The 25,545-nt window shown below is 54.2% G+C and carries 23 protein-coding genes and 2 tRNA genes; 12 read left to right on the forward strand and 13 right to left on the reverse strand.

Annotated elements, in window-relative coordinates:
• Nucleotides 1-147: 147 nt before the first annotated feature.
• Nucleotides 148-1,257: a DUF481 domain-containing protein gene (locus BLT38_RS11825; protein WP_231966443.1), complete on the reverse strand. Its 1,110-nt coding sequence runs from the start codon at nt 1,255-1,257 to the stop codon at nt 148-150.
• Between the two features lie 312 nt (nt 1,258-1,569).
• Between BLT38_RS11825 and BLT38_RS11830 the strand changes: the two genes are divergently transcribed.
• From BLT38_RS11830 to BLT38_RS11875, 10 genes are all read left to right on the forward strand, one after another.
• Entirely contained in the window at nt 1,570-2,220 is a 651-nt protein-coding gene (locus tag BLT38_RS11830; protein ID WP_083345362.1) for a response regulator, read from the forward strand.
• Between the two features lie 155 nt (nt 2,221-2,375).
• The gene (locus BLT38_RS11835; protein WP_083345363.1) at nt 2,376-3,059 is read left to right on the forward strand and encodes a lipid-binding SYLF domain-containing protein; all 684 of its coding nucleotides are present in this window, start codon (nt 2,376-2,378) and stop codon (nt 3,057-3,059) included.
• Between the two features lie 209 nt (nt 3,060-3,268).
• A tRNA-Leu gene (locus BLT38_RS11840) sits at nt 3,269-3,355 on the forward strand.
• A 140-nt stretch (nt 3,356-3,495) separates the two neighbouring features.
• Nucleotides 3,496-3,918: a hypothetical protein gene (locus tag BLT38_RS11845; RefSeq protein ID WP_083345364.1), complete on the forward strand. Its 423-nt coding sequence runs from the start codon at nt 3,496-3,498 to the stop codon at nt 3,916-3,918.
• Complete coding sequence (locus tag BLT38_RS11850) at nt 3,915-4,622, forward strand: ATP-binding domain-containing protein (protein WP_156785111.1); 708 nt, start codon at nt 3,915-3,917, stop codon at nt 4,620-4,622. Before BLT38_RS11845 ends, BLT38_RS11850 begins: the two co-directional genes overlap by 4 nt.
• Nucleotides 4,623-5,202: 580 nt before the next feature.
• Nucleotides 5,203-6,072, forward strand: a complete 870-nt coding sequence (locus BLT38_RS11855) for an ArdC-like ssDNA-binding domain-containing protein (protein ID WP_083345366.1) — start codon at nt 5,203-5,205, stop codon at nt 6,070-6,072.
• Nucleotides 6,033-7,295, forward strand: a complete 1,263-nt coding sequence (locus tag BLT38_RS11860) for a ParB/RepB/Spo0J family partition protein (RefSeq protein ID WP_231966445.1) — start codon at nt 6,033-6,035, stop codon at nt 7,293-7,295. The genes BLT38_RS11855 and BLT38_RS11860 overlap by 40 nt, the downstream gene beginning before the upstream one ends.
• 304 nt (nt 7,296-7,599) lie before the next feature.
• Entirely contained in the window at nt 7,600-8,364 is a 765-nt protein-coding gene (locus BLT38_RS11865) for a hypothetical protein (RefSeq protein WP_083345367.1), read from the forward strand.
• Between the two features lie 10 nt (nt 8,365-8,374).
• Nucleotides 8,375-9,904 (forward strand): DUF4831 family protein, encoded by a 1,530-nt coding sequence (locus BLT38_RS11870; RefSeq protein ID WP_083345368.1) that lies wholly within the window; start codon nt 8,375-8,377, stop codon nt 9,902-9,904.
• A 303-nt stretch (nt 9,905-10,207) separates the two neighbouring features.
• A complete protein-coding gene (locus BLT38_RS11875) occupies nt 10,208-10,999 on the forward strand; it encodes a hypothetical protein (protein ID WP_156785112.1) in 792 nt (263 codons plus the stop codon).
• A gap of 75 nt (nt 11,000-11,074) precedes the next feature.
• On the opposite strand, the gene BLT38_RS11880 is transcribed toward BLT38_RS11875, so the two are convergent.
• The 8 genes from BLT38_RS11880 to BLT38_RS11925 all read right to left on the reverse strand — a co-directional run bounded on the left by BLT38_RS11880 (nt 11,075) and on the right by BLT38_RS11925 (nt 20,443).
• The gene (locus BLT38_RS11880; protein ID WP_083345370.1) at nt 11,075-11,296 is read right to left on the reverse strand and encodes a helix-turn-helix domain-containing protein; all 222 of its coding nucleotides are present in this window, start codon (nt 11,294-11,296) and stop codon (nt 11,075-11,077) included.
• Nucleotides 11,297-11,825: 529 nt separating this feature from the next.
• Nucleotides 11,826-12,590 (reverse strand): SDR family oxidoreductase, encoded by a 765-nt coding sequence (locus BLT38_RS11890; protein WP_197674884.1) that lies wholly within the window; start codon nt 12,588-12,590, stop codon nt 11,826-11,828.
• Between the two features lie 417 nt (nt 12,591-13,007).
• Nucleotides 13,008-13,829 (reverse strand): MFS transporter, encoded by an 822-nt coding sequence (locus BLT38_RS20790; protein ID WP_269456816.1) that lies wholly within the window; start codon nt 13,827-13,829, stop codon nt 13,008-13,010.
• A 48-nt stretch (nt 13,830-13,877) separates the two neighbouring features.
• On the reverse strand, nt 13,878-14,705 hold the full coding sequence (locus tag BLT38_RS11900; RefSeq protein WP_083345372.1) for a helix-turn-helix domain-containing protein: 828 nt from the start codon (nt 14,703-14,705) through the stop codon (nt 13,878-13,880).
• Nucleotides 14,706-16,008: 1,303 nt separating this feature from the next.
• Complete coding sequence (locus BLT38_RS21190) at nt 16,009-16,152, reverse strand: tyrosine-type recombinase/integrase (protein WP_197674886.1); 144 nt, start codon at nt 16,150-16,152, stop codon at nt 16,009-16,011.
• A 238-nt stretch (nt 16,153-16,390) separates the two neighbouring features.
• Complete coding sequence (locus BLT38_RS11915; RefSeq protein WP_083345374.1) at nt 16,391-17,278, reverse strand: M12 family metallopeptidase; 888 nt, start codon at nt 17,276-17,278, stop codon at nt 16,391-16,393.
• A gap of 15 nt (nt 17,279-17,293) precedes the next feature.
• Nucleotides 17,294-18,685: a hypothetical protein gene (locus BLT38_RS11920; protein ID WP_083345375.1), complete on the reverse strand. Its 1,392-nt coding sequence runs from the start codon at nt 18,683-18,685 to the stop codon at nt 17,294-17,296.
• 3 nt (nt 18,686-18,688) lie between these two features.
• On the reverse strand, nt 18,689-20,443 hold the full coding sequence (locus BLT38_RS11925; protein ID WP_083345376.1) for a hypothetical protein: 1,755 nt from the start codon (nt 20,441-20,443) through the stop codon (nt 18,689-18,691).
• 225 nt (nt 20,444-20,668) lie between these two features.
• Here BLT38_RS11925 and BLT38_RS11930 point away from each other — a divergent pair, with 225 nt between their 5' ends.
• Nucleotides 20,669-21,772 carry a hypothetical protein gene (locus tag BLT38_RS11930; RefSeq protein ID WP_083345377.1) on the forward strand — a complete coding sequence of 368 codons (1,104 nt, stop codon included), beginning with the start codon at nt 20,669-20,671 and terminating at the stop codon, nt 21,770-21,772.
• Nucleotides 21,773-21,784: 12 nt separating this feature from the next.
• On the opposite strand, the gene BLT38_RS11935 is transcribed toward BLT38_RS11930, so the two are convergent.
• The 4 genes from BLT38_RS11935 to BLT38_RS11950 form a co-directional block, all read right to left on the reverse strand.
• Nucleotides 21,785-23,131 (reverse strand): chloride channel protein, encoded by a 1,347-nt coding sequence (locus BLT38_RS11935; protein WP_231966446.1) that lies wholly within the window; start codon nt 23,129-23,131, stop codon nt 21,785-21,787.
• Complete coding sequence (locus BLT38_RS11940; protein WP_231966448.1) at nt 23,128-23,535, reverse strand: MarR family transcriptional regulator; 408 nt, start codon at nt 23,533-23,535, stop codon at nt 23,128-23,130. Before BLT38_RS11940 ends, BLT38_RS11935 begins: the two co-directional genes overlap by 4 nt.
• 83 nt (nt 23,536-23,618) lie before the next feature.
• Nucleotides 23,619-24,584 carry a magnesium transporter CorA family protein gene (locus tag BLT38_RS11945; RefSeq protein ID WP_083345380.1) on the reverse strand — a complete coding sequence of 322 codons (966 nt, stop codon included), beginning with the start codon at nt 24,582-24,584 and terminating at the stop codon, nt 23,619-23,621.
• Complete coding sequence (locus BLT38_RS11950) at nt 24,578-25,294, reverse strand: queuosine precursor transporter (protein WP_083345381.1); 717 nt, start codon at nt 25,292-25,294, stop codon at nt 24,578-24,580. The genes BLT38_RS11945 and BLT38_RS11950 overlap by 7 nt, the downstream gene beginning before the upstream one ends.
• A gap of 123 nt (nt 25,295-25,417) precedes the next feature.
• On the opposite strand from BLT38_RS11950, the gene BLT38_RS11955 reads away from it, so the two are divergent.
• Nucleotides 25,418-25,493, forward strand: a tRNA-Glu gene (locus BLT38_RS11955).
• Nucleotides 25,494-25,545 lie beyond the last annotated feature (52 nt).

Below are 25,545 nucleotides of genomic sequence, written 5' to 3' on the forward strand. Positions count from 1 at the left end.
GCGTCCCCTTTCTCACGGATCGCAGCAGTTGTTTATACGAGTGACAACCGGGGGCTGCTTTCTGCCACTCCACGCTGTCAACCTACCGGCACATGCAATCACGTGCCACTGGCAGATTTGCCAGACCTCCATCCACCGCTCTTCCCTTTAACGGAATGACCAGCCCACTGTGAATGAAGTACCCACGTTGTTCGCAGGCGCCGACACCACGGGACGATTGTCGTAGTTGTCGTAGAAGCTGCCTCGAACATAGAAGTCTTTGTAGAACTTGAAATAGACATCTTGATTCAGCGTCATTCTCACGCGACCGCCATCTGAGATGCTGGGATAAACCCACACTGTGGTATCGAAGTCGGTGGAGTCGAAACGAAATGTTGAATATTGCACAGCGAATGCCGAATCGACAGTGTTGGAGCGTGGCGATGTGGCTGCTGAGGAATCATTTTCAGTGGTGTAGGCAATGCCGCCAATCAAGGTTAGGTCTGTCTTGTTACTGATGATCGGGCGCATAGCAATCGCTGCACCAAGAGACGTTCTCAGATTGATCTTCTGCGCAGAACTAGAGAGAAAGTTCGCGATCCCGCCTTCAGCCCACCGTGTTCGTCGAAGCTGCACGAAGTATTCCGTTTTGATATCCGTCTCGCGTGTGTTGCTGGTCTCCAACTGGCTCGTAAATTGAGTGCTTGCAGTGATCCCTATGACGCGTTTTACCGTTTGTGAGAACAGATCTCCCTGCAGCGTTACCTGCTTCTGAGAGTTTGATTGGGCAAAGCTCATGCCTAAATCAATATCGCCGCGCCAACTGCGAAAAAATCTTGTATCGGTTTCCTGAATGTTTACGACCAATCCGTGTGGAATTGAAATGGACGTAACACCTTCCACAGTAAGCATGGAATCAGCAGCATCTTGATGCATCGTTCCACTAAATGTCTTACCGTTGTTATCGGTTATCACAAATAGTTGCTTTGAGCGAACCGTTGCAATACTTTTCCAATCCAAAACTACTGTCGAACTTGCGTTCGGTTGCTTGACAGTCAATTGTCCCTTCTCGAGGGAACGGATCTCGCAGGTGATGATGTCACCATTCTTCAAAGTAATGACGTCGTCCTTTTGCCTGTTCGAAGCAAAAGCGAAGGACGGCATCAACGTACAAACGAAGATAGTTATCCAAATCCAGCAGGCCGCACACGGTCGCCTATTAGCCCTTGGTTCAACACAACACATAGGCCTGCCGTGTCTGACAACATTGACGGCCACTGCTCCCTCCTACTAGATACGGCGACCTTGGGACCGCGTTGAACATACGAGCGCAGCAACATCACATTGCAATTTGGCCTTAGTCACTACTGCCAGTTCTTACAGGTGCAACTCCTTACGTGAGTGCTATGCTCAGTGGTCAAGTAACAGGCAGTCCAAACATGGAAGCCGAAGAACGAGAGCGCCGCTCGTATAGACGATCTCTGTTTCGTTTCCAACACATGTCGGCTGACAATCCGCCGTTTTCTCTGACGCGGTCATGCAGGCAAGAGCGAATGCGAATGATTTCGAGGTGGGAGAAAGGGGTACACCGTGGATCGGCCAGGAGTTCTGATTGCGGACGACCATATCCTCATCGCAGAAGCCTTACGAGCGCTTCTCGAACCGGACTACAAAGTTCTGGACCTTGTCCATGATGGCAAGAAACTGCTGTCACGTGCCGTGGAACTGAAACCGGAAATTGTGATTCTTGACCTTGGTATGCCGCTTCTAAATGGCATCGATGCTGGTCAACAACTGAAAAAGATGCTGCCGCGAACAAAGTTTGTTGTCGTCACCATGAATGAAGATCCGGACGTGGCCTCGGTGGCGCTGCACAACTGGGCTTCTGGCTATCTTCTGAAAAAGTCTGCAGGCACAGAATTGAAGCGCGCATTGGGTACCATACTTCGTGGAAAAACCTATGTCACACCTTCCATCGCACAACCACTGATGGATGAATTCATTCGCAATCCGAAACCGACTAAGGATAAAGAACTGACGCCGCGCCAACGTGAGGTGCTACAGCTTTTGGCCGAAGGGCGCTCCATGAAAGAGGCTGCGGCCATTCTCGATGTTGCGGTGCGCACGATTGCATTTCACAAATACAAGATCATGGAAGAGTTTGGTCTGAAGAGTAACGCGGAGCTAGTGCGTTTCGCGCTTCATGAACGCCTGGTTGCTGAAGATCCACGGTTTTCTTGAGCTACTTATAGATAGGAACAAGGGCATCGCGCCCATTTGTACGTTTCATATGCCCACTGCATCTTTTACCAGTATTGCTGTGAAGGACTCTCTCGATAGTGTGGGTGCACAAGAGGAGTTCGCTTCCGAGGAAGCAAATGGAGAGAGGCTCGTACATGAAAACAAATCGCGCACTTTTGCTACTTATTCTTGGCACCGTGCTTCCCGCGTTTGCCCAAAACAAAATCGATGATCGTCTTGGTACCTCAGCCGAAGTGCTGCGCCAGATGATCGCTCACCCGGATTCCATCCCGAAGACCTATCTGGATAAAGCCGTGTGCGTACTTGTCTTTCCAGCCGTGAAAAAAGTAGGCGTGGGTCTTGGCGTTACTTACGGTCGTGGAGTGCTCGTCTGCAGAACCGGAACAGACATGACCGGGGCCTGGTCGGCTCCTGCCATGTACAAGCTCGATGTAGGCAGTCTCGGCCTGCAACTGGGCCGCTCCGAGACGGACTACGTCATGCTTCTTGAAAATAAGAAGAGCGCTCTCAAGCTGCTTTCCGGCAAGCTGAAGCTGGGCGCCGACGCAAGCGCAGTCGCAGGCCCCAGCGGTGCTAAGGCCGTGGGAGCAAACGATACAAACTTCGACGTTCTGACATACACCCGCGCCAAGGGCGGCCTCTTCGCCGGAGCCTCTCTCGGTAGCGCATCGATGGCGACCGACGACGATGCGAACAAAGCCGTGTACGGCAAGGACATTTCTGCAACAGAAATCGTCCGCGAAGGCGGTGTAACTGTCACACCCGCTGGCAAGCCCATCGTCAAAGTCCTGAACACGGCTTCACCCAGTAGCCGATAACCTCACCACTCATGCAGCGCCAGTAGATTGGAGCCGATGCTCCAGCTGCTGGCGCTTTCCTCATTGCCGACAGCTCTGGCACTTTCCGTATGCCCTGCAGGCAAACATCAGGCTTCTGCGTGATTCCAGCCATGCGCCTATGCGGGTTTGCAACACCATTCCCTTTGATGCGATACTTGAACTCTCGCCCACAGACCAAAGTAGCGAGCGCCGGGATGGCGGAACTGGCAGACGCAGCGGACTCAAAATCCGCCGAGGGCAACCTCGTGGGGGTTCGACCCCCCCTCCCGGCACCAAGATAAGCTTCACAAAATGAATAGGTTGCGAATACCAAAGCCTCTCAGCCAGAGAGGCTTTTTCATGCTCAAAAACCGCTGGTGCCGGTTTTGGTGCCGGTTCGTACCTGATTTGCTACTTTGAATTAGGAGATGCCGAGATGCCCAGAAGAACGACCAAGAAGGAGCGCGGAGTCTTCGAAAAAGACCCCGGTTCGGAGATTTGGTGGATTCGGTACACCATCGACGGGCGCGAGCGCCGAGAGAAGGTGGGTCGGAAGAAGGACGCGAGCGACCTCTACAAGATTCGCAATGCGGATGCGCTGCGCGGGGTGAAGCTGCCCAGCAACATGAAGAGCCGAGGCGTGAAGTTCGAGGCGCTCGGGAAACACGCTCTTGAGTGGTACATCGAGCATGGCCGGAAGGACATTAAGAACTTTCGCATTCGGATGAACATCATCCTTAAAGATTTTGGTGAGCGTGTCGCAGACGAGATCAAACCCTCCGAGATCGACGCGTGGCTCAAGGAGCACGACTGGTCTCCCGCGACGAAGAACCGCTACAAGAACGTCTTTGGGACATGACGGGCGCAGACCGAGCTTGGGCAGCGCGCTACCAGGCAGGCGACATCCTTCACTACGTTCGTGGCAGTAAGGACAACGGAATCGAACCTGGCAGCTACGCGAAGGTGGTCAAGACCGAGCCTAAAGAGAACCTTATTACGGTTCAAAGGCGAGATGGAGTGGAGGTGACCTACGACCCTGAGCGGTTACGAGGCATCTCCGCCTACCGTGAGATTGACCGTGAGTTTTCCATTGCGGATAGGGTTCAACTCACAGCGCCGAGCCGCGACTTGCAGGTGGCTAATCGTGACCTCGGAACAATCAAGACCTTCGAGCCTGACGGGCGAATCACTCTGCGGATGGACAGTGGTAAAGATGTTACGTTCGACCCTAAAGAGATGAGGCATTTCGATCATGGGTATGCGGTCACCTCGCATAGTTCCCAAGGGCTCACATCTCAGCGCGTGTTGGTCAACATGGATACCGAAGCTCACCCCGAGCTCATCAACGCACGATTCGCCTATGTGTCCGTTTCACGCGCTTCCCACGACGCGCACGTGTTCACAAACGACGCCTCGAACTTGGCAGAGCGCCTAAGCGTAGACGTGTCCAAAACTTCTGCTCTGGAGTTCGGAAAACAAGCCGCACACGAATCGCTGATAGCTAGCCGTCAAAGAGACATTTCAAGCAAACCGGCCAGTCTGGGGCTCGGCCTGGGACGGTGAAAGCCGCGCCGACTCGTAGGCACGTCCACGGCCAGCTTGTTGTCGATCGCATCGAGTCGCCGTTGAATGTTGTTATCGACTTGTTTGGGCTGAACGCTTTGAACGTTTTGGGGGTGTGCCATTAGCGCACCACCAAAGACGATCCAAAACAAGAGAACTCGACTAAGCACCGTCCCTCCGCTTTCTTGGCACATGAGTGCCAACTCTCCAATGGCATCAATTCTAGCGACTTCTCCACCGACATTTGAGGAGGAGGCCTCCTCCCTAGCTTCAGACGCTTTTGGTCTTCCGCTACCCACCTCCAGCGGGACGTTCCTTCCCGCAACCCCCTCCCTGCATGTCCGTGCGCTGAGGCGCACCAATAAGGAAGACAGACCTCGCTAAGGGGCTCTGCCCCGATCGCGCTCTCCAAGGCCATTCGCCCTCCGGGTTTTGGCTCCCCCGCTACGCGGTCCCCCCAAAAAGCTGCGCTCGAAGACCTTTCCGTTTGCTACCCCCGCCTTCGCCAGGTGGCGTTCGGCATGTACATGCCGCGTTTCAACGCGGACGTGCAAAAGCCAAACCCCAAGGAGCAGACGCCATGAGCAGTAGAGCCACCACCGACAATATCACCGCCATCGACAGCAAGAAGCCCCTCACCAAACAGGAACTCATCGCCCAGAACATCAAGCTCTTGATTGAGCAGCTCGAGGCCGGAAAGTCCGACGCCCTCACTAATTACCTCACGGCCATGAGCCGCTTTCATAACTACAGCTTTGGGAATGTGCTGGAGATTGCGAGGCAGATGCCCACCGCAACCCGTGTTGCTGGTTTCTGGACGTGGAAGAACATGGGGCGCAGCGTCAACGCAGGAGCCAAAGGCATCCGCATCCTTGCTCCCATCGTCGGCGTTCGACGCAAGAAGCAGGAAGAGGCTGAGAAGGACATCACCAAGCAGAACACCCGCGTATTGCTTGGCTTCCGCAACGCTTACGTTTTCGACATTTCGCAGACCAACGGCGTAGACCTGCCCAACCTCCACGAAGTCAGCGGCGATCCCGGCGAGAACATCAACCGCTTGGCCGCGTTCGTCAAAGGCCGAGGCATCACGCTTGTTTATAACCCCAACATCGCTCCCGCCCTTGGCATGAGCTACGGCGGACGGATTGCCATTCTCCCCGGCCAATCGAAAGCCGAGGAGTTCTCAACCCTCGTTCACGAGACGGCGCACGAACTGCTGCACAAGGCAGAGCGGCGCACCGCAACCACTAAGACCATCCGCGAACTGGAGGCCGAGGCCGTGGCCTTCGTGGTCGGTAAGGCCGTTGGGTTAGTGAACGAAACCGCGTCAGCCGACTACATCCAGCTTTATCAGGGCAATGCCTCTCTACTGGCCGAGAGCTTGGAAGTCATTCAGCAGACGGCCACCCAATGGAAGAAGCCGAAGGATATAAGCGCCTTCTCCTGTTGACCGAGCCGACCGATACCGTCGAGCAGATCGCCGCCAAGGTGGGCAAGAACCCCGCGTACATCACCGCTCGTCTGAAACTGACCGAGTTGTGCGATGAAGTGACTGCGGCCTTCTATCAGAACCATATCGGCGTTGGTCATGCGCTGTTGCTGGCTAAGCTACCCGCCGACCAGCAGCGGGCCGGACTCACAGCCTGCTTCAAGGAGGTGTACACCGGAGGCGGCGACAAGCCCGCTCGCCTCCTGCTGCCCGTCCGCAATCTCCGCTTCTGGATTGAATCGAACGTTCTCCTGTTACTCAAGGACGCACCGTTCAACAAGCGGGACGCGCAGCTTGTGCCCACCGCTGGCAGTTGCGCCGACTGCCCCAAGCGCACCGGACACAACAAGCTGCTGTTCGGCGATGACCTCGGCAGACAGGGCGACCAATGCACCGACCCGACCTGCTACCAGTCCAAGGTGGACGCGCACATTGCCAAGAGCCTTGCTGCCAAACCGGAGCTAGTGCAGATCAGCACGGCATTCGGCGCACAGAAGGAAGGCAGTCCGGTATTGCCGCGTGGCAAATACACGGCGATTCGGGACGACCGCCCCAAGTCGAAGGACGAGGCCAAGCGTCCTGAGTTCAAGGAGTGTAAGTTCACCACCGAGGCCATCATTACCGATGGCACCGACATCGGCACTATCCACAAAGTGTGTGCCAACGCCTCTTGCCCGGTTCACCATCCCAAACAGGTCACGAAGAATGACGATGCCAAATGGAAAGCCGATCAGGAGAAGCAGCGCAGGGAACAGGCCATCGCTAACACCGTTGGTCTACGCGTCCTCACGGCGATCGGTTCTGCTGTTCCGGTGCGCCTGATGAAGCGCGACCTGCTTTCGATCATGGAGCGACTGTTGCTGCTTATGGATGAGAGCCGCGTCGAGATGCTGGCGCGGCAGCACGGCATCCGGCAGAAGCGCGACGATGGAGGCGTGAAGAAGACACTCAGTGCTTTCGTGCGCCGCGCCGATGAAGGAACGCTCTCCCGGATGTTGGTCGAAGCCAGCATTTTGCTGGCGGTGACAAGGGGCAATCCAACCGTCATCCTCAAGGAAGCGGCCACGGTCTACAAAGTGGATGCCGAAGCCATCACCACCAAGGTCAAGCAGGAGTTCGCTGCAAAGGAGAAGGCGAAGAAGACACCACAACCCGCGACGAAGGCCGTCAAGAAAGCGGCCTAGCACTCAATCAGCGATGGGCGGCAAAGCTGCCGCCCATCGTTTTCGTTTGCACTCCAAATCGGGCAGGAAGACACCGCTTCGGTTTCTTCCTGCCGCTATCTTCCCACGTTGCATTCCTTCTAAAGGAAGCGATCGGGGGAGCTCGAAATGCTCGTGCATGTCCAATTCGAAATTAATCTCTGGCGTACCCACTAAATTAAGGTATCTTTGCTTTCGTCCCAAAAGTTCAATTTCGCACGCGCATTTGTCCAGGCGCCTATCGTTCTCGAATCAGAGTTCTGCTCGTCAGGGTGGTAAGAATCGCATGGCGATGTCGCCCGCAACCGGATATAGGCTTCGTGAACCGGCATCGGCGGTTTCTCCCGCCGCCGGACTCGCTCGTATGGCCGCCATTGCCCAGGACGCCGGTCACTATGAGATCAACACTCTCCCACGGACTAGGCCCGATCAAGGAAATCTACCCTGTTGCGTCTCCTGCGCCTTGGCTGGTGGCATGGAGGCCATTGATGCCTCCATAGCTTCATTCTCTGCAATGTTCCATTACCACGTGAGTCGATATGACAACGGGGCCGGTGACGGTGCTGGGTTCATAGGTATTGACGACGGCTTCAATACTCTGCGAGCTCAGGGAATCTGTAGCTCCATTCTTCATCCGGCTCCTTACACGATTGCCGGAACGCAGATGGTACCTTCCGCTGCTGCCTACACTGACGCATTCAATAGAGCGTGGATTCGGTCCGCACACTACGACTCGCCGAGCGGACCATCTCGCGCAGCCTGGGCTAGAGAAGAGCTAAAACAAGACCGTCCCATCGTACTTGGCTTCGAATTGCCCGCAGCTTATCCCAGTCATTTTCTGGACTTAAACCTTGAATGGCTGTCTCCTTCATCATCGCCGCCCGGTGGGACTGGTCACTGCGTTGTTGCCATCGGATACGACGACGTGCGTAGGTGCCTTCACATTCAGGATTGGCGTGGCGACAGTGCATTCGATGAGGGTCGCTGGTGGATGGGCTATTCGGTAGTAGACAGCAGCATTGTTCGCGAGATGTATTCACTATTTGCCTAGGAGGAGATTCATGCAGAGGTTATTCGGCGTCGCGTTGATAGTTCCCGCAGTGCTTCTTGCGGGCTGCAGCAAAGTTGTTGTTCAGCATTTGGATGCGAAAGCCAACGCTCCTGCCGCAAACGGAGTGATCTATGCGCTTCCTAAGACGGTCTTGCGGGTTCAAGCAAAAATCGATCGTACTGTCGCCAAGAATGCACCCTACAGCCAGTACGCATCGATCTTCGCTCCTGACTCGAAACCAGTTTGTCCAAAGAAATGCGCTGACGATGGGACGATCACTTACAGCGTCCAGGATGGGTCTACCTTTTCGAGCTTTGGGGAACCCGATCCGAAGCAGGTTTTTCTCGTCAAATTCTCTGGAGCGGGAGCAGTCGATCAGAGCTTGACAATGGCTTGGAACGATTCGGGCTTACTCTCCAGCGCGTCGGCAACGGTGACCAACCGCACTACGGACGTCATCGTGTCAGCGATCGGAGCTGCGACGACAATCGCTTCGAAGTCTCTCTTCGGAGCCCCCGATCCCAACAAGCAGGGCGCAACCCTCGCTCCGACATGCGAGGAGTTGAGTACAAAGGATACGACAGTCTTTACGGACATAGCGGCGGCCATTCCCAGCATCTCCAGCGACGTGCAGGCACAGCTTGTCAATAACTACTGTTCTATCGCGAAGACAGATAGAGATGGCTTGGACCTCACCAAGCTCCCGGCTGCTCTCCGCGCTTACAGTCGGAATGTGGCAAGCCTCGTGCAGCGTCGAAACAACTTGCTGGTGAACGCCGCCGTTGTCTTCGATCCAACCTCACTCATTGCGCGGCTGGATAGCGAAATTGCTACTAAACTAGCACCTCTGTTCATTGGCACGAAGACAACTACAACCTGGAATGCAACGATAGATACACGCAATATCCCTGATACCACTACCGATCCGATTCCCCCCGTGGCTCTTTTTGAGTTTGCGAGCAACGGTGTGGAAGTCCTCAAAGGCGAGATTCCGCCGGAAGGCGTACCCGAACCGGACGATTTCAAGAAACCGGTAACCAACAAGGAAGATGCGCGAGTATTGCAGCTTGAACTCTCGTATCGACCAGCGAAGACGGATCAACTATTTACGAAGGTTGTCGACGACACGCACGGCGACCGAAGCTTTCGGTATCGGATTCCAGCGTTAGTTAAGGTGAATCTTCAGGACGACAAGGCAAAGTCTTATGGCGGTGCGACCATTCCCATTGCGCAACTCGGAACCATCATTTCGTTGCCGGCTGATCGTCATAGCAAGTCACTGACCTACACCTTGGGAATGGTTGAAGCCACCGGTGCGCTCAAGACATTTGCTCTCAGCACGACTGGCGGACTTGACGCGGGTACGATGACTTCACTTGGTACGGCCACGGGAACTGTTCTCGACGCAAGGAATACTGCAGCAGCAGCCGTTGATCCAAACGCTGCCCTCACGAAGCAAGACACCTTATTGAAGCTGCAAGACGATATCTGCACGATCCAAGCGAAATACAATATCCCTTGCACTGTGCAGCCAAAGTGAGGTCACAGACGACCGATGGACGTGTCACAGACGAATTTGCCTCCCGACGCAGGACCTTCTAACGAGGGTTCTTTCGAGTCTACGCGACTCAGCTACGTAAGTTCCGCGCATCTCGCGGCAGCAATAGCTGGCGAGGTCGAAAAGACGACACGCGATAGAGAGGTCGTCATTGCGGGAGCTTCGCTCTTCACCGATCTAACTAATCTTGAGGCTGTTGACCTCGAATTGAGGCAACTGACCGCTGCATATTCCACCCTTGCGGACTCATGGAACGAGGCCGGACACTCTCGCCCAAAGAAGAATGTGGTTGCGAAGAATGCATCGATCGCTTCTGAAGAGGGAAAGGAAGCTTTGGTCGCTGCGCCTGCGGCGTTCACGGCGACCCATGCAGTGATCGATACTGGACTGGAACTAGTAAAGTTGTTTCAAAAAGATGTGTCCACACGTGGAGTCGACACAAAATTCGATCCTTTAGCTTTCCTGATCGAACTGGGGCAGGCGCTTTTGAACGTCGAGGCTAAAGCTAGCAAGGTCTGGATACTCGACCTGTTCGTGCCTGACGAGAATCGCGACGACGACAAATCAGTTTTGGGGTTGGTCAAAGCGCTTCAGCGGGCAAAGGCCGAGGCGTGGTCCACCATCGCTCCTGCGGTATCCGCGCTCACGGCTCTGGATGTTGCACTGGAAGATGCAATACGGGACGCAGACAAAGAGCGCACGAAGACTCTCACCCAGGAAATGCAACAACTTCGACGCGACCTCCAGCCGGTTTCCGGGCAGCTCACTCTAATCGATAAGCGCTTTGGAGCGCTCGAAAAGCGATGGATGGAAACTGACGCTGCCAGCGGCCTTTCCATTCTCGCTAGGCTCTTGCGCGTTGAATCGCTCAGAGCGAGAGATTGTCTCTTTCTGCATGCGGCCGTGGTCGCGAGTGGCGGTCAGATCAAAACAATCCGCAGCTTGTGGCGCTCTCTGTTCAGCGGTCAACAAATCGCTTTTCGTGGAGGAGCCGTCGTGCGTTGGGCGCTGTTAGGACATGACAAGAGCTTCATTGCTGGCGGCGTCAAGACGGGAACTACGGCATCTCGCCAGTGATGCAGTGGGTATCCATGCTAACGCGAATTGCATTCCGCTCCAAGAACGGAACTCTTCGAGAAGGCTTGCGTTCGCCTACGGCAGTGATTGGAAGAGATCGCGGCTTCTGACCGAAAGTGCCTTGGCCAGTTTTACGATATTATCCAGCGCGATATTCCGTTCACCACGTTCTACGCCGCCGACGTAGTTCCGGTGTAATCCAGCTCGCTCTGCGAGTTCCTCTTGCGAATAGCCGAGTTCTTCCCGTAACCTTCGTACGGTTTTTCCGAAGAGCGTCAGGTTGGACGAAGCAGGCACATCTCCATGCTTCGTTTCTGACCACTATGAGTCTACACACTATGCGTGTGATATCGTCGATTCACCAAACTAGGAAAGGGGGAAGCTGATGATCGAATGTACCGAGTTGAGAAATCGCATTGTGCGGTCTTTTAAGCTTTACGAGGACGGACCATACGGTCCTGAGATCTCCGTAGCTTTCGAGGACGAGACCGTCTTCACTGTCACCTTTCAACCAACATTCAATCTTCAAGGCAATCTCACGCGCGAGGAGCATGGAGCATCTTGCGTGTTGGCTACCTACCAGGCAGTGGTTCGACAGCCGTAAATGGATATCCCGTGTCTCTTGAGGGTAGTCTCCGACTTCAGCCGCTTTGTATCGTCCGTCGCCCTCTCCGCACACGCCTGTCCTGCTGCAATATCCACCACTTCTTCCGTTCGATCGTGCAGCGCTCGCAGGATTATCGACGCGAATGATGAATGACTGCAATGGCGTTCTCACCATTAATGGAGACTGTCAGGTAAGCGGCGCGGAGCGGGCCGACAATTCTTATTTTCCTCCTGTGACGTCGAGAAACGTTCCGGTAGTGAACGATGCTTCGGCGCTCGCGAGCCACAAGACCGCGTTTGCAACTTCCTGCGGTTTTCCGCCTCTGCCCATCGGGATCGTATCCTTCACTCGATCGACTCTGTCAGGTTCTCCTCCACTCGCATGCATCTCGGTATAGATGTGTCCCGGTCGAATGCAGTTCACGCGTATCCCTTCACGTGCCACTTCTTTCGCAAAGCCTGTGGTGAAGGTCTCAATAGCTCCCTTCGACGCGGCAGAATCAACGTATTCGTTCGGACTGCCGAGCCGGGCAGAGGCCGAAGAGATATTGATGACGACACCTCCCCGGCGCTGATGTCGGTGCGACATTCGTTTCGCGGCTTGTTGCGCGTAAAGCATTGGGCCAATGGTGTTGACCGCGAAGATACGTTGTATCCGCTCAAAGTTGAGGTCTTCGACACGGCAGTGATGTGCAATGATCGCAGCGTTGTTGACGAGTACATCGATACGACCAAACTCCCGGTCGATCGCGTCGTAGAGCTGCGAAATCTGATCCGGATCGGCGCTGTCCGCGCGTATTGCCAATGCCCGGCGTCCAAAAGCCTCTACATCTGCAGCGACTGCGAGGGCAGCGGATTCATTGGAAACATAACTCAAAACGACATCGTAGCCCTTTTCGCAGCCAGTCGTGCCGTCGCTGCTCCTACGCCACGACTGCCACCCGTAATCAGCATCAAAGGCGTCTTCGAATCGAAATTCATCCATGAACCTCCCGTTGTCTAAGTTGTGGAGCTAGAACCCATATCAGCGGTACGACGACCAAAGCAGTAACGGCGGTAGCGGCTGCTCCCCAGGCAATTCCGGCCAAATCACCGAGTCGTCCATAAACCACCGGAGCAAGTGCGCTCGATCCGAGGACGCCCGTATAAAACAATGCGAAGGCGCGCTCAATCCGAGGTTTTCTCACCAGTTCTGGGACGGTCCCGTAGAGCACAGAGGATGTGCCATTAAGCATGATCCCGAGGAGCGGGAGCAGGCACATGCTCGGTCTGAGAGGCAGGTAGAGCACTCCGAAGATGGCTGCCGCCGTCCCAACTTCTGTTGTCACCACAGTCGCCACCAAGCCAAGATGTTCTCCAAGCCATCCGCAGAGCGCTTTTCCGAAGGCTCCGCCGATGAAGACTAGAGAGAGAGAGAGAGACCGACTGTCGTTAGCCCAGCTCCCTTTGCTTTGAGCAGGAAAGGAAGAAACAGAAGAAATCCCATGCGGGTTGCCGTATCTAAGACCCCAATGACGAATAGCATCCAGAAACCACGCTCGCTCGAGTTTCCCTGATCGGAAGACGACATCGCATTGGGCTCAGTTTCTCCAGCAGGAACGGCTGGCATAAGGCACCGGAGTGCTACACACACCAGCAATCCCAATCCAGCGACTATCCATAAAGCCGCCCTCCAGCGCATCAGGGTCAGCAGCACGGAGACGAGCGGCGGTAGCAATGCTTTACCGAGGTCTCCGGCAAAGTTGTACGTTCCAAGCGGTCCCCGCGCCCTGCTTCCATAGGCCCGCGATACCGCAGCCGAGGCGAGTGGATGTTGCGTACTACCGCCAGCCCCAGCAAGTACGAGCGAGATACAGAGGCCGCCCACCCCACCGGAGATTCCAGCAAGCCCATAACCAGCAGAACTGAGTAGTGTGCCGAGCACGAGTAGGGTTCGGGCGTTCCATACTCTCGCTAGTTGCGATGAGGGGAGCTGGAGCGCCGCCAAAGTTCCTACATTTAGCCCTCGCAACAGAGCGAGTGCTACGTAGTCTAGCGAGAAGTCTGTCTGCCAAATGGGGAGCAGGACATAGGTCATATCCATGAAGCCGTCATGGAGCGCATGGGCGAGGCTCGCCAGGGCAAGCGTCCGTCTGGCATCTCGCGTTGACGCGAGAGGCTCACTCACTCTGTCGTTTGGCTGGTTGCTCTTCGCCGTATCCCACCTCAATGAACTGATGTCCATTGCAAGTGGACATCAGTTCAGCCTGGGTGTTCTAGAACGATCTTGCGGTCAACGCCGAGGAGAGATGACGCTTCGCCGGTACTGACTTGGTGTCATGGCATAAACACTTCTAAAGTGCCGTCCAAAATGGCTCTGGTCCGAGAACCCCAGAGACAGAGCGACATCGCTCAGGCTGTTTCCTTCTGAGATCAATGTCCTTGATTTCAGTAGTCGGGCCCGTGCGTGAAATGCCAGTGGCGAGAGACCAATGAACTTGGTGAATGTATGAGCAAGATGGTATGGACTGATACACGCTCGAGCGGAAAGTGAAGCCAGAGAGGGCACTCTATCAAGCGATTGCAGAAGGTAAGCTTTCATCTCAGTGACGAAAGATGGAGCACGCGATTGCTTTTCATCTTTCGCGGAGTCTGCCACTGCAAGCGTCGCTTGTATGTGTGAGAGGAGAGTTTCCTTGCCCTCGCCCATCTTGGCTTCCTGAAGAGATTGGTAGGTAGCGAGGAAATGGTCGAACAGGGTCAAGTCAGACAACTCGATCGGGATGCGTGTCAACCGCTCACTGAGGGGTAGAGCTGGAAACGTTGCGATCTTAAAGCTAGTCTTCTCATGTTTAATGCCGTTAGCCTTATGAACGAGATTGGGGGGCAGAAGCACCAGACGTCCCGGCTTGGCAACTACGGTTCCAGACTTGAACTGATAGCGTCGCTCACCTTGAGTCACCGCGACAAATTGCCAACCGTCGTGAAAGTGCCAGCCGGTGTCAAACTTGTCCACAAGTGTGCCATCGTAGAGTTCGGCTCCGTCGATCACTCCACTTCGCGAGAGCTTGAGCGGCTTAGAGCCCCGGTCCACCTCGCACATGTTGCCGCCCAAGTTCATAGTTCGATTCTATCGACGAAACAGTACGCATTGCTGTTGGTGCCGGGAAGCCTTCTATTGCAGTCATCGCCTATGCGACGTTGAAAGTTCCTGGGGAGTTATTCGTCTTGATCCTTGAGATAGACCGGTGGAATTTCCAGCCCATCGCGCTCTCGGTCCCACGAGACCTGCACAATGTACCAGCGCGATCCGCTGCGGAATAACTCAAAGGACTTGACTCCACGCACAAAGGGATGAGGTGCGGTCGGTATCTGTCTCTCGCGTCTTCCTGATGGACTGGAAGAATATGCAAGCCAGACGAGGAACGCGACTAGAGGCAAGGATAAAAGTATCCTCTTCATCACCAACGATCGGACTGGACCCGCAAGTTTTTTCACAGTGCTGTCAGCAATCGCCTCAATAAACAGCTTCGATTATCGGCATTTTCGACTGCTGACTCCAGGCCAATGTACTTATCGAGCAAGGACTTGAGCCGACATCGGCGCTAAACGGATCCTCTGGTTGTTAGGAGTCAAAAGAAGCTCGATTTGCCCGGAATTCTCGAATTGATGGTATGAATTGCGATAAACGGCACAGGGGATTTTTTCGGCACCAAAATGTCGCGTGTTTTTGATGGAGTGCACCCGCTGCTATGCCTCCGCAAAACCGGCACCAAAACTGGCACCGAGGTTCTCTCGTATCGTTCTTATTCCAGGAGGGATATGAGGACGCGTTAGATCAAGATAAGGAAATTTGTGATTGAAAAGCAGCGCTATAAGATCATGTAGTTACTTAAAACGGTACCTGAAGTCCTCCGATCTTTCTGGTGCCGGTTTTGGTGCCGGTTTGTACCGGAATTTGGTGCGATTTGGTGCGATTCAGTGCAACAGGTCATGGCCGCTCAAACCCGCATGAATACTGGCGATTTGCGATTTCTTTCGACCTCATGCGAGGGTGTGCAAAACGACAAAAAACGGACTCAAAATCCGCCGAGGGCAACCTCGTGGGGGTTCGCCCCCCCTCCCGGCACCAAGATTTTAAAAGACTTATAGCGGCTGCTCTGGTGGCTGCTCGTTTCTACGAAGTGGCCGAATTGCTGTTTGGGAGCGCTATGATCTGCAATGTCTTGCGGAGAGTGACATTCCCCGAATTTCCGGAGCTTAGCCGAGGTCGGATCGGCGTCAAGGCCGCGCATCCGCGCGCCGCTTCGCGGTCGCAGAGCCTTGACGCCGACTCCTGAACCTCGGCAGATCATCTCAACATCCGGGGAATATCATTACGGAGCAACTGCCTACTTCGCGCCAGACGCGATCCGCTCCACCACCTACAGCCGGTGTGCCGGAGACAGATGGCTATAGCGGGCCGACACCGTGATCGTCTTATGACCGGCTGCTTCCTGGATCTCCTTAATGCTTGTCCCTGCCATGGCGAGCCAGGAGCAAAACGTGTGGCGATTGGAATGCCACACGTTTCGCTTATTCCAGCATCCTCCAGGCTAGGTTGAAACCACGAGCGAGTGTCGAACCGCCCCTTGCTGTCCTCACGAGAGAACACGGGATCAGAGGCATGCTGCCTCAGGCGCTTGAGTGATTCGAGAGCCGCAGTTGCATCGGAATGGCGTTCAGGTCGTCCGAGGAGAACCTGTCGCAGTACGCTCCATCCACTGACCTTGTGCAAGGGTCAGTTCCCTGTTGACTCCAGCTACTTCAAGGCTTCTTCGTGGTTTTCTTTGCTGCCTTCTTAGTAGTCTTCTTTGCAACTTTCTTTGTGGTTTTCTTCGCTGCTTTCTTTGACGTGGTCTTTGGTGATGAGCTAGACGGCTTCGATTTCGGATAGATCAGAGCCGCGAATTTGTAGTCAGTCTCGTCGATGTCGAGACCGCCGATAATGGGCCGGCCATCCTTGGTAATGCTGCCTGGAAGTTGATAACACATAATTGACTTCGCATCGGCAGCGGTGCCGCGAAGTGTGGACTCGTTGATCGGCGTCAGAACCTGTGCACGAATCTCATCTTCGCTCCAGCCCTGCGTGCGTTCGAAGTAGGCGATGGTCTTCGCAACGTCTAGCTTAGCCACCAACGCCTTGCGCATATGTTCGTGTGGAAAGCCGAGGGTGTGGCCCGTTTCATGACGTACGACGCGATGAAACTCTGACTCAGGCATCTTCATTGTGAAGCCTTCGAGATTCATCGTCTGCTGACTCTTTGCGATATGCAGAATATCGGTGCCCAGATAAGACCAGTAGCCGCCATTGTCTCCGCCCGTTCTAGCGATGCGGACCTGCGGATCCGTGGAGGCCTCGACAAAAGTTACGTTGGCCGTTTTAGCCCAGGCATTCATGTGCAGCAGTAATCTCTTCCTCAGAGCTGTCTCCGGATTATCCAGAAATCCAACGGTGAGTTTGACTCCCTGCAATCCCCAATATTTCGTTGTGACCACGGCAATGCGTTCTGGTGTTGGTGCAAATCCCGGCACCAAGCGAGTAAGCCGCTCAAGAGGCGCATGGTTTAACGGATTAATAGTGGAAGCTGTCTTTGCCGCCGCAACCAATTTTGAGGCGGGCAAGCTCTTGGGTGTGCAGGTTAAGTACTCCATTGTGCAATCCTCCCTCTAATTCTTCTTTGTTCTGGTTGCTGTTTTTCGCGCAGACGATTTCTTGCTTGTTGCGCGGGCTTTTCCAACTTCTAGGGTTGTGATGTGGACGATCCCATCGGACGCTTTCAGATCATCTGTGGAAACGAATTCACTTTCTGCCTCAAGCTCAGCAACGAGCAATTGCCGCGGCACTTCTGTGCCGGATTTCGTGCTGCCAAATTTTCCCGATTTTGTGGAGCAGAGTGTATCCAGCCGATTGTGTGTTCCCTCTCCACCCTTGCGAGCGAACATCTTCCATAGAGACTTCGGCGTGGCGTTCAGACTTCCATGATGCCCAACCTTGTAAAGAGAAACGTCCTTTAGAAGATTTTTCCATTCGGGATTTTGTAGAGCGAAAGACCAGTTTTCAATCTGCGCATCTCCAGGGAACAACAACTTCTGATCACCTGTCTCGAATAGAAGAATGACACTGGTGTTGTTCATCACACTATCCAGGTCGCGCACAAGGTCAAGCGACTGGCCAGCATGGATCTTCTGCGATTGCGCAATGAACCATCGCATGTTGGGTGAGCGGGATGCCTTGGGAAGTGTCTTGTGTTGGATGAACCACTTTGACCCCTGCTTCGCGCCGTTTGCTGAAGTTCCAGCGGCTCGTTGCGATGCCCAGAAGCTGCGAAACTGCCAAAATTCATCGGGATCTTGCGAACGTTCTTTGCGAATTGCTTCACTCTGCTCAAGAGTTGGGGGCCCGAGCACTGTGATTTTCACGCCAGGGATCAACCCGTCAAGAGACATCCCGGCATTGACGTAATGCGCTTTCGTCTTCTTGCCCATTGCCATGAGATTCTTCACTGCTGATAGATTGGCAAGGTTATTTTCTCCAACGAAGCTGAGCTGCCGCAGCGTTTCCGATCCGGCGACCAAATGCTGGCTGCCAATGCGATCCACGATCGTACTGGCAACACTATGCATGTCATTCAGCGAAGCGACAAAGTGAGCAGTACGATCCGCCTTAGAGAGATCTGCAGGCGGTGTCGTAGCCTTCTTCGCGTCCGTTGCAGCGTCAGGGTCTTCGGTCCAGGGCTGAATCACATGGACAGGATTCAATGCTGCTATCACACGACCCGTCGCGGAATCGTCCGTCGCGAAACCACTGATGTGATCACGATGACGATGGGTGGCGACAAGAATATCGAGGCTTCCTTTACAAACCTCCGCGATGTCTTTCGCAATCGCGGACATGTAATCGCTCTTAATTCTTTTAGAGCCTGGAGCTGCTGTGCTGCCATAGTCAATCAGCACGTGGGTATCTTTTTGCGCATGAAATGTAAGTAGAAAGCAGTCGCCGAAACCCACGTTATACATGCGGACGGTGATGGAAGAAGGCGCCTGGGGATCATTGACCATCGTCTATTCCTCCTCTTCGTTTGCAATGTTGGCGGATCGATACCACCCTGTGCTCCTCAGACGATGCATGCTTGCAAACGCCCGCATCTTGGAAGCCCCCGGACTGAATGCACCATTCTCCCAGAGGTACTTCAGACGGGAAGACTGACGAGTCTGGTGTCTGTCGGAAGATGAAAGCACACTGTTGCCGATGTTGTATTTCACGTGACCGTACTCATCGAAGACCACGGCATTGCCACCGTAAAGCGTTACTTCTGTACTGTCTGGCATGCCCACCGGTTTCTGCACGCCAAGCTTCGCTAACTCGCGCGCGAATACCTTGAGCTGTTGGTGGTATTCGACAACCGTTTCACGAAGGGTGAACCCATCGCGCCCCGTTCGCACGCAGGGCCTGACTGAGAGCACACGAGTCAGAGCCTGCTCATTCAGTCGAAACGCCTTTCTGTTCACCCAGAGGAAACGGAAAAGTTCGTCGGGATCAGCCTTCATCGATTCAAAATGCGTACGGTCATATTTGAACGGGATCTTGGCGGGCGGGACCTCCCAAGTTCCTGGCTCGTGGCCTATTGCGCCTTTGGAACTCGGCTTGATTCCGAACTCTGCAAACCATTTCCGCAAAGCGGAACGCATCTTGTACTTATCATCTTTGGGGTTAAGCTCCCAATCGGCGGTGAGAACACCGCTGGCGAAGTCACTGAACTGCAGATCAGTAGGTGGGCAGTAATCGATTGCACGGATGAAAACCGTGAGCATGCGATCTGCGATTTCTGCGCCCTCTTCTGAAGCGCGATCGCGATCTACCTTGGACTCACTTCCGACCGCGGTGAGACGTTCGATCCAGATCTCAAGAAATGCATTCAACACTGCGGCGACCAACACTTCACCGCACATGTGAGGTTCCTGGTACAGCGACGAAGAAAGATAGTCGGGACTTGGCGGAAGAGAAACAGAGCGTCGCAATGCCTGACCGTGAATACCGGATAATTCCGCACCCATCTCAGAGGCAAGTCCAAAGAGAGCCGACTGTCGCAGCTTGTCTGGTGTGAGATTCATACGATCGATGCTGACGTTATCGATATTCTTCATGCCCAGATCGACTAACTTGGCGACGACGGATTGTGCGGAGAAAACTGATAGCAACGCAACGATGTCTGCAAATGCTTCGTGGAAGCCCGCCTGCTGCGGAGAAGATGGATCCATGTAGCGTTCGCGTAGCCCATCCAGCAATGCATGCGTGGTCTCATGCGCAACGATTTCGTGTGACAGGCAGGTGAAGACAGTACGGCGCGTGTTGAAGCTAGGGAAATATCCGAAAAAGAGCCCCTGCGCTTGATCAGAGTAAAAAGCATTTGCATCGGAGAAAGCGTGGGGTGAAACCTGTATCTGGTGGCCACCGAAGCTCCACGATGCCCTACGACCCAACGCGAGTTCGAAACGTGCGAGGGTCTTCATAATCACGGTGTAGGTCATCCACGCATGAAAATCGAGGCTTTTCAGTAGCTCGGTATCAGAGGTGTTGGCCCAGGGATCTTCGGGAAGCTGATCGTCGCAGTTCGTCGCTACACGCATGCGACCGCATGGATAGAGAACATCACGTGTCGCGTCGTAGTCGATCACGTGGACGCGACAACCGCGCGGTCCTCGGTCCAACACTTCATTCGGAATTTCAACCTGCGTCCGCAAGAGCTTCCCATCGCTTCCCTTCACGCTGGGATCAAGGGCGAGGATGGTCACCTTACGGGTCGGGTAGTAGGACATGCCGACCGCCTGTCTTACAGCAATATGCGCGGGTAATAAACAAAAACAACTCTCATCCAGACCCTGGGCAAAGTCAACACCTTTGATAAGTGAACAAGCCGTGACAACGACATCGAATCTAAGTCAACAAATCTTTTCTTGACATGGCAAGAAGCCGACCGTAGTTTCGCTCCAGTCAGGTAAACAAGCTCAGACGTATCGCAAGTCTTTATCTGGAGAGTCGTCATGGCAAAAGCCGCAAAGAAAGCATCCGCAAAAAAGACAACGGCGAAGAAGGCTTCGGCCAAAAAGGCACCGGCCAAAAAAGCGGCGAAGAAGGTAACAACGGCGAAGCATGGCAGAGCTACGAGAGAGTCGTCTATTCAAAAAGCAGCGATACTGCAGGCCGATCAGATTCTTGCGCGGAGACAGGTTTCACGTAAAACGCGCGCCGCAGCTCTGAAGATTCACGTAGAGCGCGTTGAGGCACAGATGAAGTCCCCTGGTCGGGCTCGTGCCGGGATGCCGGTGGCTGAACGTGCTCCGATCGCCGCAGCGGCAGCTCTGCAGTCCGCGGGCTATCTCCTGGCAGTGGGTGACTCCTGGTTTGATTATCCCATTCACGATGTACTTACTAAGTTGGAAGACAACTACGCCTACAATGTCGAGTCCTCCGCACATAAGGGCGACCCGATTGAAGCGATGGTTTCTCACGTGGGGCAGATGGACAAATTTGCGCGATTGATGGACAAGATCGTCGCGCTGGGTGTGATGCCCAAAGCCATCCTCGTCTCCGGTGGTGGCGACGATATTGCTGGGGATGCATTCGGCATGCTGATCAACAATATCGATCTGCCAATTGCAGGCTGGAATGAAGAAGTGGTGGCGGGCGTGATCGACACTCGCATTGCAACGGCGTATCGCAAGATGTTTACGCTGCTAAATGTGTTGTGTCAGAGTGACCTCAAGCGCACTCTACCGATCCTGGTTCATGGATACGATTATCCCGTTCCGGATGGCCGCGGTTTCCTGGGAGGATGGGGCCCTCTGCCAGGACCATGGTTGAAACCAGGATTCGACGAAAAGCTGTTCATGGATCTGACGCAAACGACGTCTATGATCGCCAAGCTGATCGATCGCTTCAACACGATGCTACAAAAGCTTGTGAAGGAACCAGGCTTTGAGAATGTTCGTTACGTCGACCTGCGTGGCACGCTCTCAAATGGTTCGGATTACAAGAAATACTGGGCGAATGAGTTGCATCCGACAGGAGGCGGCATCGGAGGGGGAAACGACGGCTTTGGCGCGGTAGCTGCGAAATTCCAAGAGGCTCTGCTCAAGTATTCATAAATGGGTTGTATCTTAAGCCGCCGATTCCCGCGAATGGACATGTTGTGCTGGCGATACGGATGCGTCGCCAGAGATCACATACGCAATCGCTGCACCTACGAGGGCAGGAATCAAGAATCCGTGGCCACCAGTTGTTTCAGCCATAAACACCACAGCCGCTAGCGGAGCTTTGTAAGCTGCGGAGATGAAGGATGTCATTCCAACAGCCTCATACAGCCCTAAGGTCTGTGTGTGAACGACGCTTTGACCGAATGCTGCTCCAAGACTTCCACCACTTAAGAACAACGGAACAAACATTGCGCTAACTCCGCCCACTCCCAGCGTGCACGCGGTTGCTGCAAGCTTCATCAATGTGAACAACAGTAGCTCTGGCGTTGAGTGATTCTGACCAATGATCATTCGCACTGCCTCGTAATTTGGGCCGAGCGGAACAAGGATTCCGGGATAGAAATGCAGGAATATCAGGCCGCAGAGAGCCGTTCCCAGCCCACCGATTCCCATCTTGATCCAGTGCGGCACCGGCGACTGGACCACTGCTCGGCGCAACCTGCGGAATGAAATGACAAAGGTCATGGCGATAAGACCAATCAACATCCCCAATACTGCGCACCAGACAAGGTCTTTGGGTGTGTACGAGGGCGACGCGGTGAATGCAAACAACGGCTCGCTGCCGAAGAAGACACCGAGTGTCATATAGGAAACAACCGACGCGATCAGAGACGGCACAAGAGCCTCATGCGCCATGTCGTCTTTGTATGGCATTTCCAACGCAAAGACGATACCGGTGAGAGGCGCGCGAAAGACTGCGGACATGCCTGCCGCAGCGCCACACAATAACAAGATGCGGCGATGGCGCGGGGTAAGCCCGAGCGCTGAGATTTTGGACAACCGCGACCAAACCCATGTGCCAATAGCTGCTCCGCCATAAATTGCGGGACCTTCAAGCGCTGCGCTTCCGCCAGACCCCACAGTAGTGATAGCTGCGATCAACTTCACAGGTGTCGAGCGCAAATCGATCTTTCCATCGTTCTCGTGATACATCTCGATCACTTCTTCCGTGGAATGCAGATTCGGATCGGGCGTTCCAAATTGCATGAGAAGACCAGTGACGATACCGCCGAGTGTTAAGCCTGGAATGATGATCCAATGATGCTCAAGATACAGTGCCAGCACACTTGGCCAGACGTAACGCAGCAGAACGGTTGCAACGGCAGTAATTCCCAAGCCTGCAGTAATGCCAACAACAGGAGCGACGATCAGCCAGCGATGAAGATTGCGTTCGTAAGTGCTGGAAAGATCCTCATGCACTAACGGAAGAGAACGGCTTAACCAACCTCCTCTGGGCTTCTCAATCGTCACTCTACTTCTCCTTCGAATTCGCCATCGAACATAGCTATCTTGTTGAGCGAGGCGATCAGTTCAGGCGCCCACTGGCGCAGTTCGCGGGCGTGATCTCTGGAGAGTCGCCCCAACATCTTCTTGCCAGCGGGTGTCAGCTGCAGAATCACGTAGCGCCGATTTTCTTTGAGCTTGTCGCGCACAAGAAAACCAGCGGCTTCGCATCGCTTGCAGAGTTCCACGGCACTGTTATGTTGCAACTGAAGCCGCTCAGCAATATACGCAACGGTGACAAGCGTATCTGCAGGTGCACCGGCGACCTGTAACAAAAGCTGATGTTGTTGTGGAAGAAGTCCCGCCTTCTCTGCCGCCAGTTCACTGTAATGAAGAAAGCGGCGCAGATCCGCACGAAAGGCTGCCAGCACGACCGTCAGTTGCCTATCTGTCGAAGTCGACTTCACACATATATCGTAACACGATATATGTGTGAAGTCGAGGCTCCGGCTTTCTAGAACCAGCGACGCATGCGAAAAAACGCCAGGGGAAGCACCACGGACAACAGCATTAAGCCCAAGGCGTACGGATAGCCATGGACCCAGTGCAATTCCGGCATGTGCTCGAAGTTCATTCCATAAATGGAGCCAATCAGCGTGGGCGGAAGGAAAATAACCGCGGCTACGCTAAGCGTCTTCATAATCGCGTTCTGTTGAATCGAGATAAGGCCGATATTGGAATCAAGCAGGAATTGAATCTGTGTCTGAAGAAAGTTGTCGTGTTCTAACAGCGACTGCACATCCAACGTGAGCGTTTTCAGCCTCGTGTCGAGAGCAGCATAATTTTCAATCTCAAGCTTCAAGAATGGGAGAGCACGGCCAATACTATGGAGGCTTTGACGTACGCGCGCCGCGAGTTCACCCGCATTGCCGATGCGCGTCAATACCTGACTTAAATCCTTTGCTGCGATGCTTTCCATGGACGTGGAGGTATCGCGCGAAAATATCTCAAGCGAGATGGGATCCAGTGCATCACCTATCTCTTCCAGTATGTCGGCGTTGCGGTCAACGATGGTCTCCAGCAAACAGAGCAGCAGCGACTGTGAAGACGGAAAGGCTTGTTCCGGCTTGTGTGTACGTGCAAGAAACTGGGAAAAGGATTTTGGTTCTGAGTAACGCAGCGTGATGAATTGTTGCCGCACCAGGACCAGCGTGAAGCTTGTCAGTCCGGGCTCTCCCCTGCTTCCCCGCTCCACCGCACGCACGGTGATATACGTGGCATTTCCTTCGTGGTAAAGCGCGCTGCTGCTCTCCACTTCACGCATTTCTTCCCGCGTTGGAATGGTGATACTTAGTTCCGCTTCAACGCGTTGTTCTTCTTCGGAGGAGGGCGCATACAAATCGATCCATGCAGCGTCTTTCAGATCGCCTTCTGCACCAACTTCCAACTGCCCGCCGCGGTCATAGTATGTCGTTAACATTCTGAGGAGGAAGCAGCCTTTCTCTCGGTAAATCGAAATGGATTGAAAGACGTGTGCCGGTCAAAACTTTCGCCGCCTTCGATTCGCTTCAGAGCATAGATGACCGCATACGTTAGCGGTGTTGCCAGCACTTCATAGCCAACCTTCAATGCATAGCTGCTAAGAATCATGAAGAACATTGTTCTTGCCGGGACGATGCCACCGAAAGTCAGGACAACCACCAGAGTTGTATCGATCGCTTGTCCGACGACGGTGGAACCCACGGTGCGTGTCCAGAGCCAACGTCCGTTTGTCAGCAGCTTCAACCTGGCCATGACATAGCTGTTGGCAAATTCTCCAAACCAGAAGGCGGCAAGACTTGCAGCGAGGATGCGAGGGATAAATCCAAAGACGGCTGAGAAAGCCTCCTGATTATGCCAAGAGGGATCGGCTGGAAGCTTAATCGCCAATGCTGCCGCAACATAGAGCAAGGCCGTGGCAAAGAAGCCAAGCCAGATGGCACGACGCGAAGCAGCATACCCATACACTTCGGTGAAAACATCTCCAAAAATGTATGTGATGGGAAAGAGCAAAATCGCTGCCGAAACGGGCAGCCCGCCGATAAGGCATATCTTCTGCGCCAGGAGGTTTGACACCAGCAGAATGACGACAAAGGCTACCTGCAGTACATCCAACAAACGGCGAGTGGGCTGGTTGTGCGTCTGAGTCATGATTGCGTTCCACTGGAGACTAGCACCCTTCTCCAGAGCCGCGTTTCGCAATTTTGACATCGAGCGCAGATACGACTAATCTTGGAAATGGCACAGCGTGATCCCACGCTTGAGTGCAGGTGCGTCCCCGTCGTCCAGTGGCCCAGGACACCGCCCTTTCACGGCGGTAACACGGGTTCGAATCCCGTCGGGGACGCCATTTAAATCCCTCAAAATCTTGCGAGCGCGCTCCACCGCATAGGGCATTTCTT

Source organism: Terriglobus roseus (assembly GCF_900102185.1).
Taxonomy (GTDB): Bacteria; Acidobacteriota; Terriglobia; order Terriglobales; family Acidobacteriaceae; genus Terriglobus; species Terriglobus roseus_A.

Coding starts and splice junctions, on each gene's coding strand:
- BLT38_RS20790 (WP_269456816.1), bottom strand. CDS start 13,829: ATGGACATCAGTTCATTGAGGTGGGATACGGCGAAGAGCAACCAGCCA.
- BLT38_RS11930 (WP_083345377.1), top strand. CDS start 20,669: ATGGCAAAAGCCGCAAAGAAAGCATCCGCAAAAAAGACAACGGCGAAG.
- BLT38_RS11920 (WP_083345375.1), bottom strand. CDS start 18,685: ATGGTCAATGATCCCCAGGCGCCTTCTTCCATCACCGTCCGCATGTAT.
- BLT38_RS11945 (WP_083345380.1), bottom strand. CDS start 24,584: ATGTTAACGACATACTATGACCGCGGCGGGCAGTTGGAAGTTGGTGCA.
- BLT38_RS11890 (WP_197674884.1), bottom strand. CDS start 12,590: ATGGATGAATTTCGATTCGAAGACGCCTTTGATGCTGATTACGGGTGG.
- BLT38_RS11900 (WP_083345372.1), bottom strand. CDS start 14,705: ATGAACTTGGGCGGCAACATGTGCGAGGTGGACCGGGGCTCTAAGCCG.
- BLT38_RS11950 (WP_083345381.1), bottom strand. CDS start 25,294: ATGACTCAGACGCACAACCAGCCCACTCGCCGTTTGTTGGATGTACTG.
- BLT38_RS11865 (WP_083345367.1), top strand. CDS start 7,600: ATGGCGATGTCGCCCGCAACCGGATATAGGCTTCGTGAACCGGCATCG.
- BLT38_RS11850 (WP_156785111.1), top strand. CDS start 3,915: ATGACGGGCGCAGACCGAGCTTGGGCAGCGCGCTACCAGGCAGGCGAC.
- BLT38_RS11855 (WP_083345366.1), top strand. CDS start 5,203: ATGAGCAGTAGAGCCACCACCGACAATATCACCGCCATCGACAGCAAG.
- BLT38_RS11860 (WP_231966445.1), top strand. CDS start 6,033: ATGGAAGAAGCCGAAGGATATAAGCGCCTTCTCCTGTTGACCGAGCCG.
- BLT38_RS11835 (WP_083345363.1), top strand. CDS start 2,376: ATGAAAACAAATCGCGCACTTTTGCTACTTATTCTTGGCACCGTGCTT.
- BLT38_RS11925 (WP_083345376.1), bottom strand. CDS start 20,443: ATGTCCTACTACCCGACCCGTAAGGTGACCATCCTCGCCCTTGATCCC.
- BLT38_RS11845 (WP_083345364.1), top strand. CDS start 3,496: ATGCCCAGAAGAACGACCAAGAAGGAGCGCGGAGTCTTCGAAAAAGAC.
- BLT38_RS11915 (WP_083345374.1), bottom strand. CDS start 17,278: ATGGAGTACTTAACCTGCACACCCAAGAGCTTGCCCGCCTCAAAATTG.
- BLT38_RS11870 (WP_083345368.1), top strand. CDS start 8,375: ATGCAGAGGTTATTCGGCGTCGCGTTGATAGTTCCCGCAGTGCTTCTT.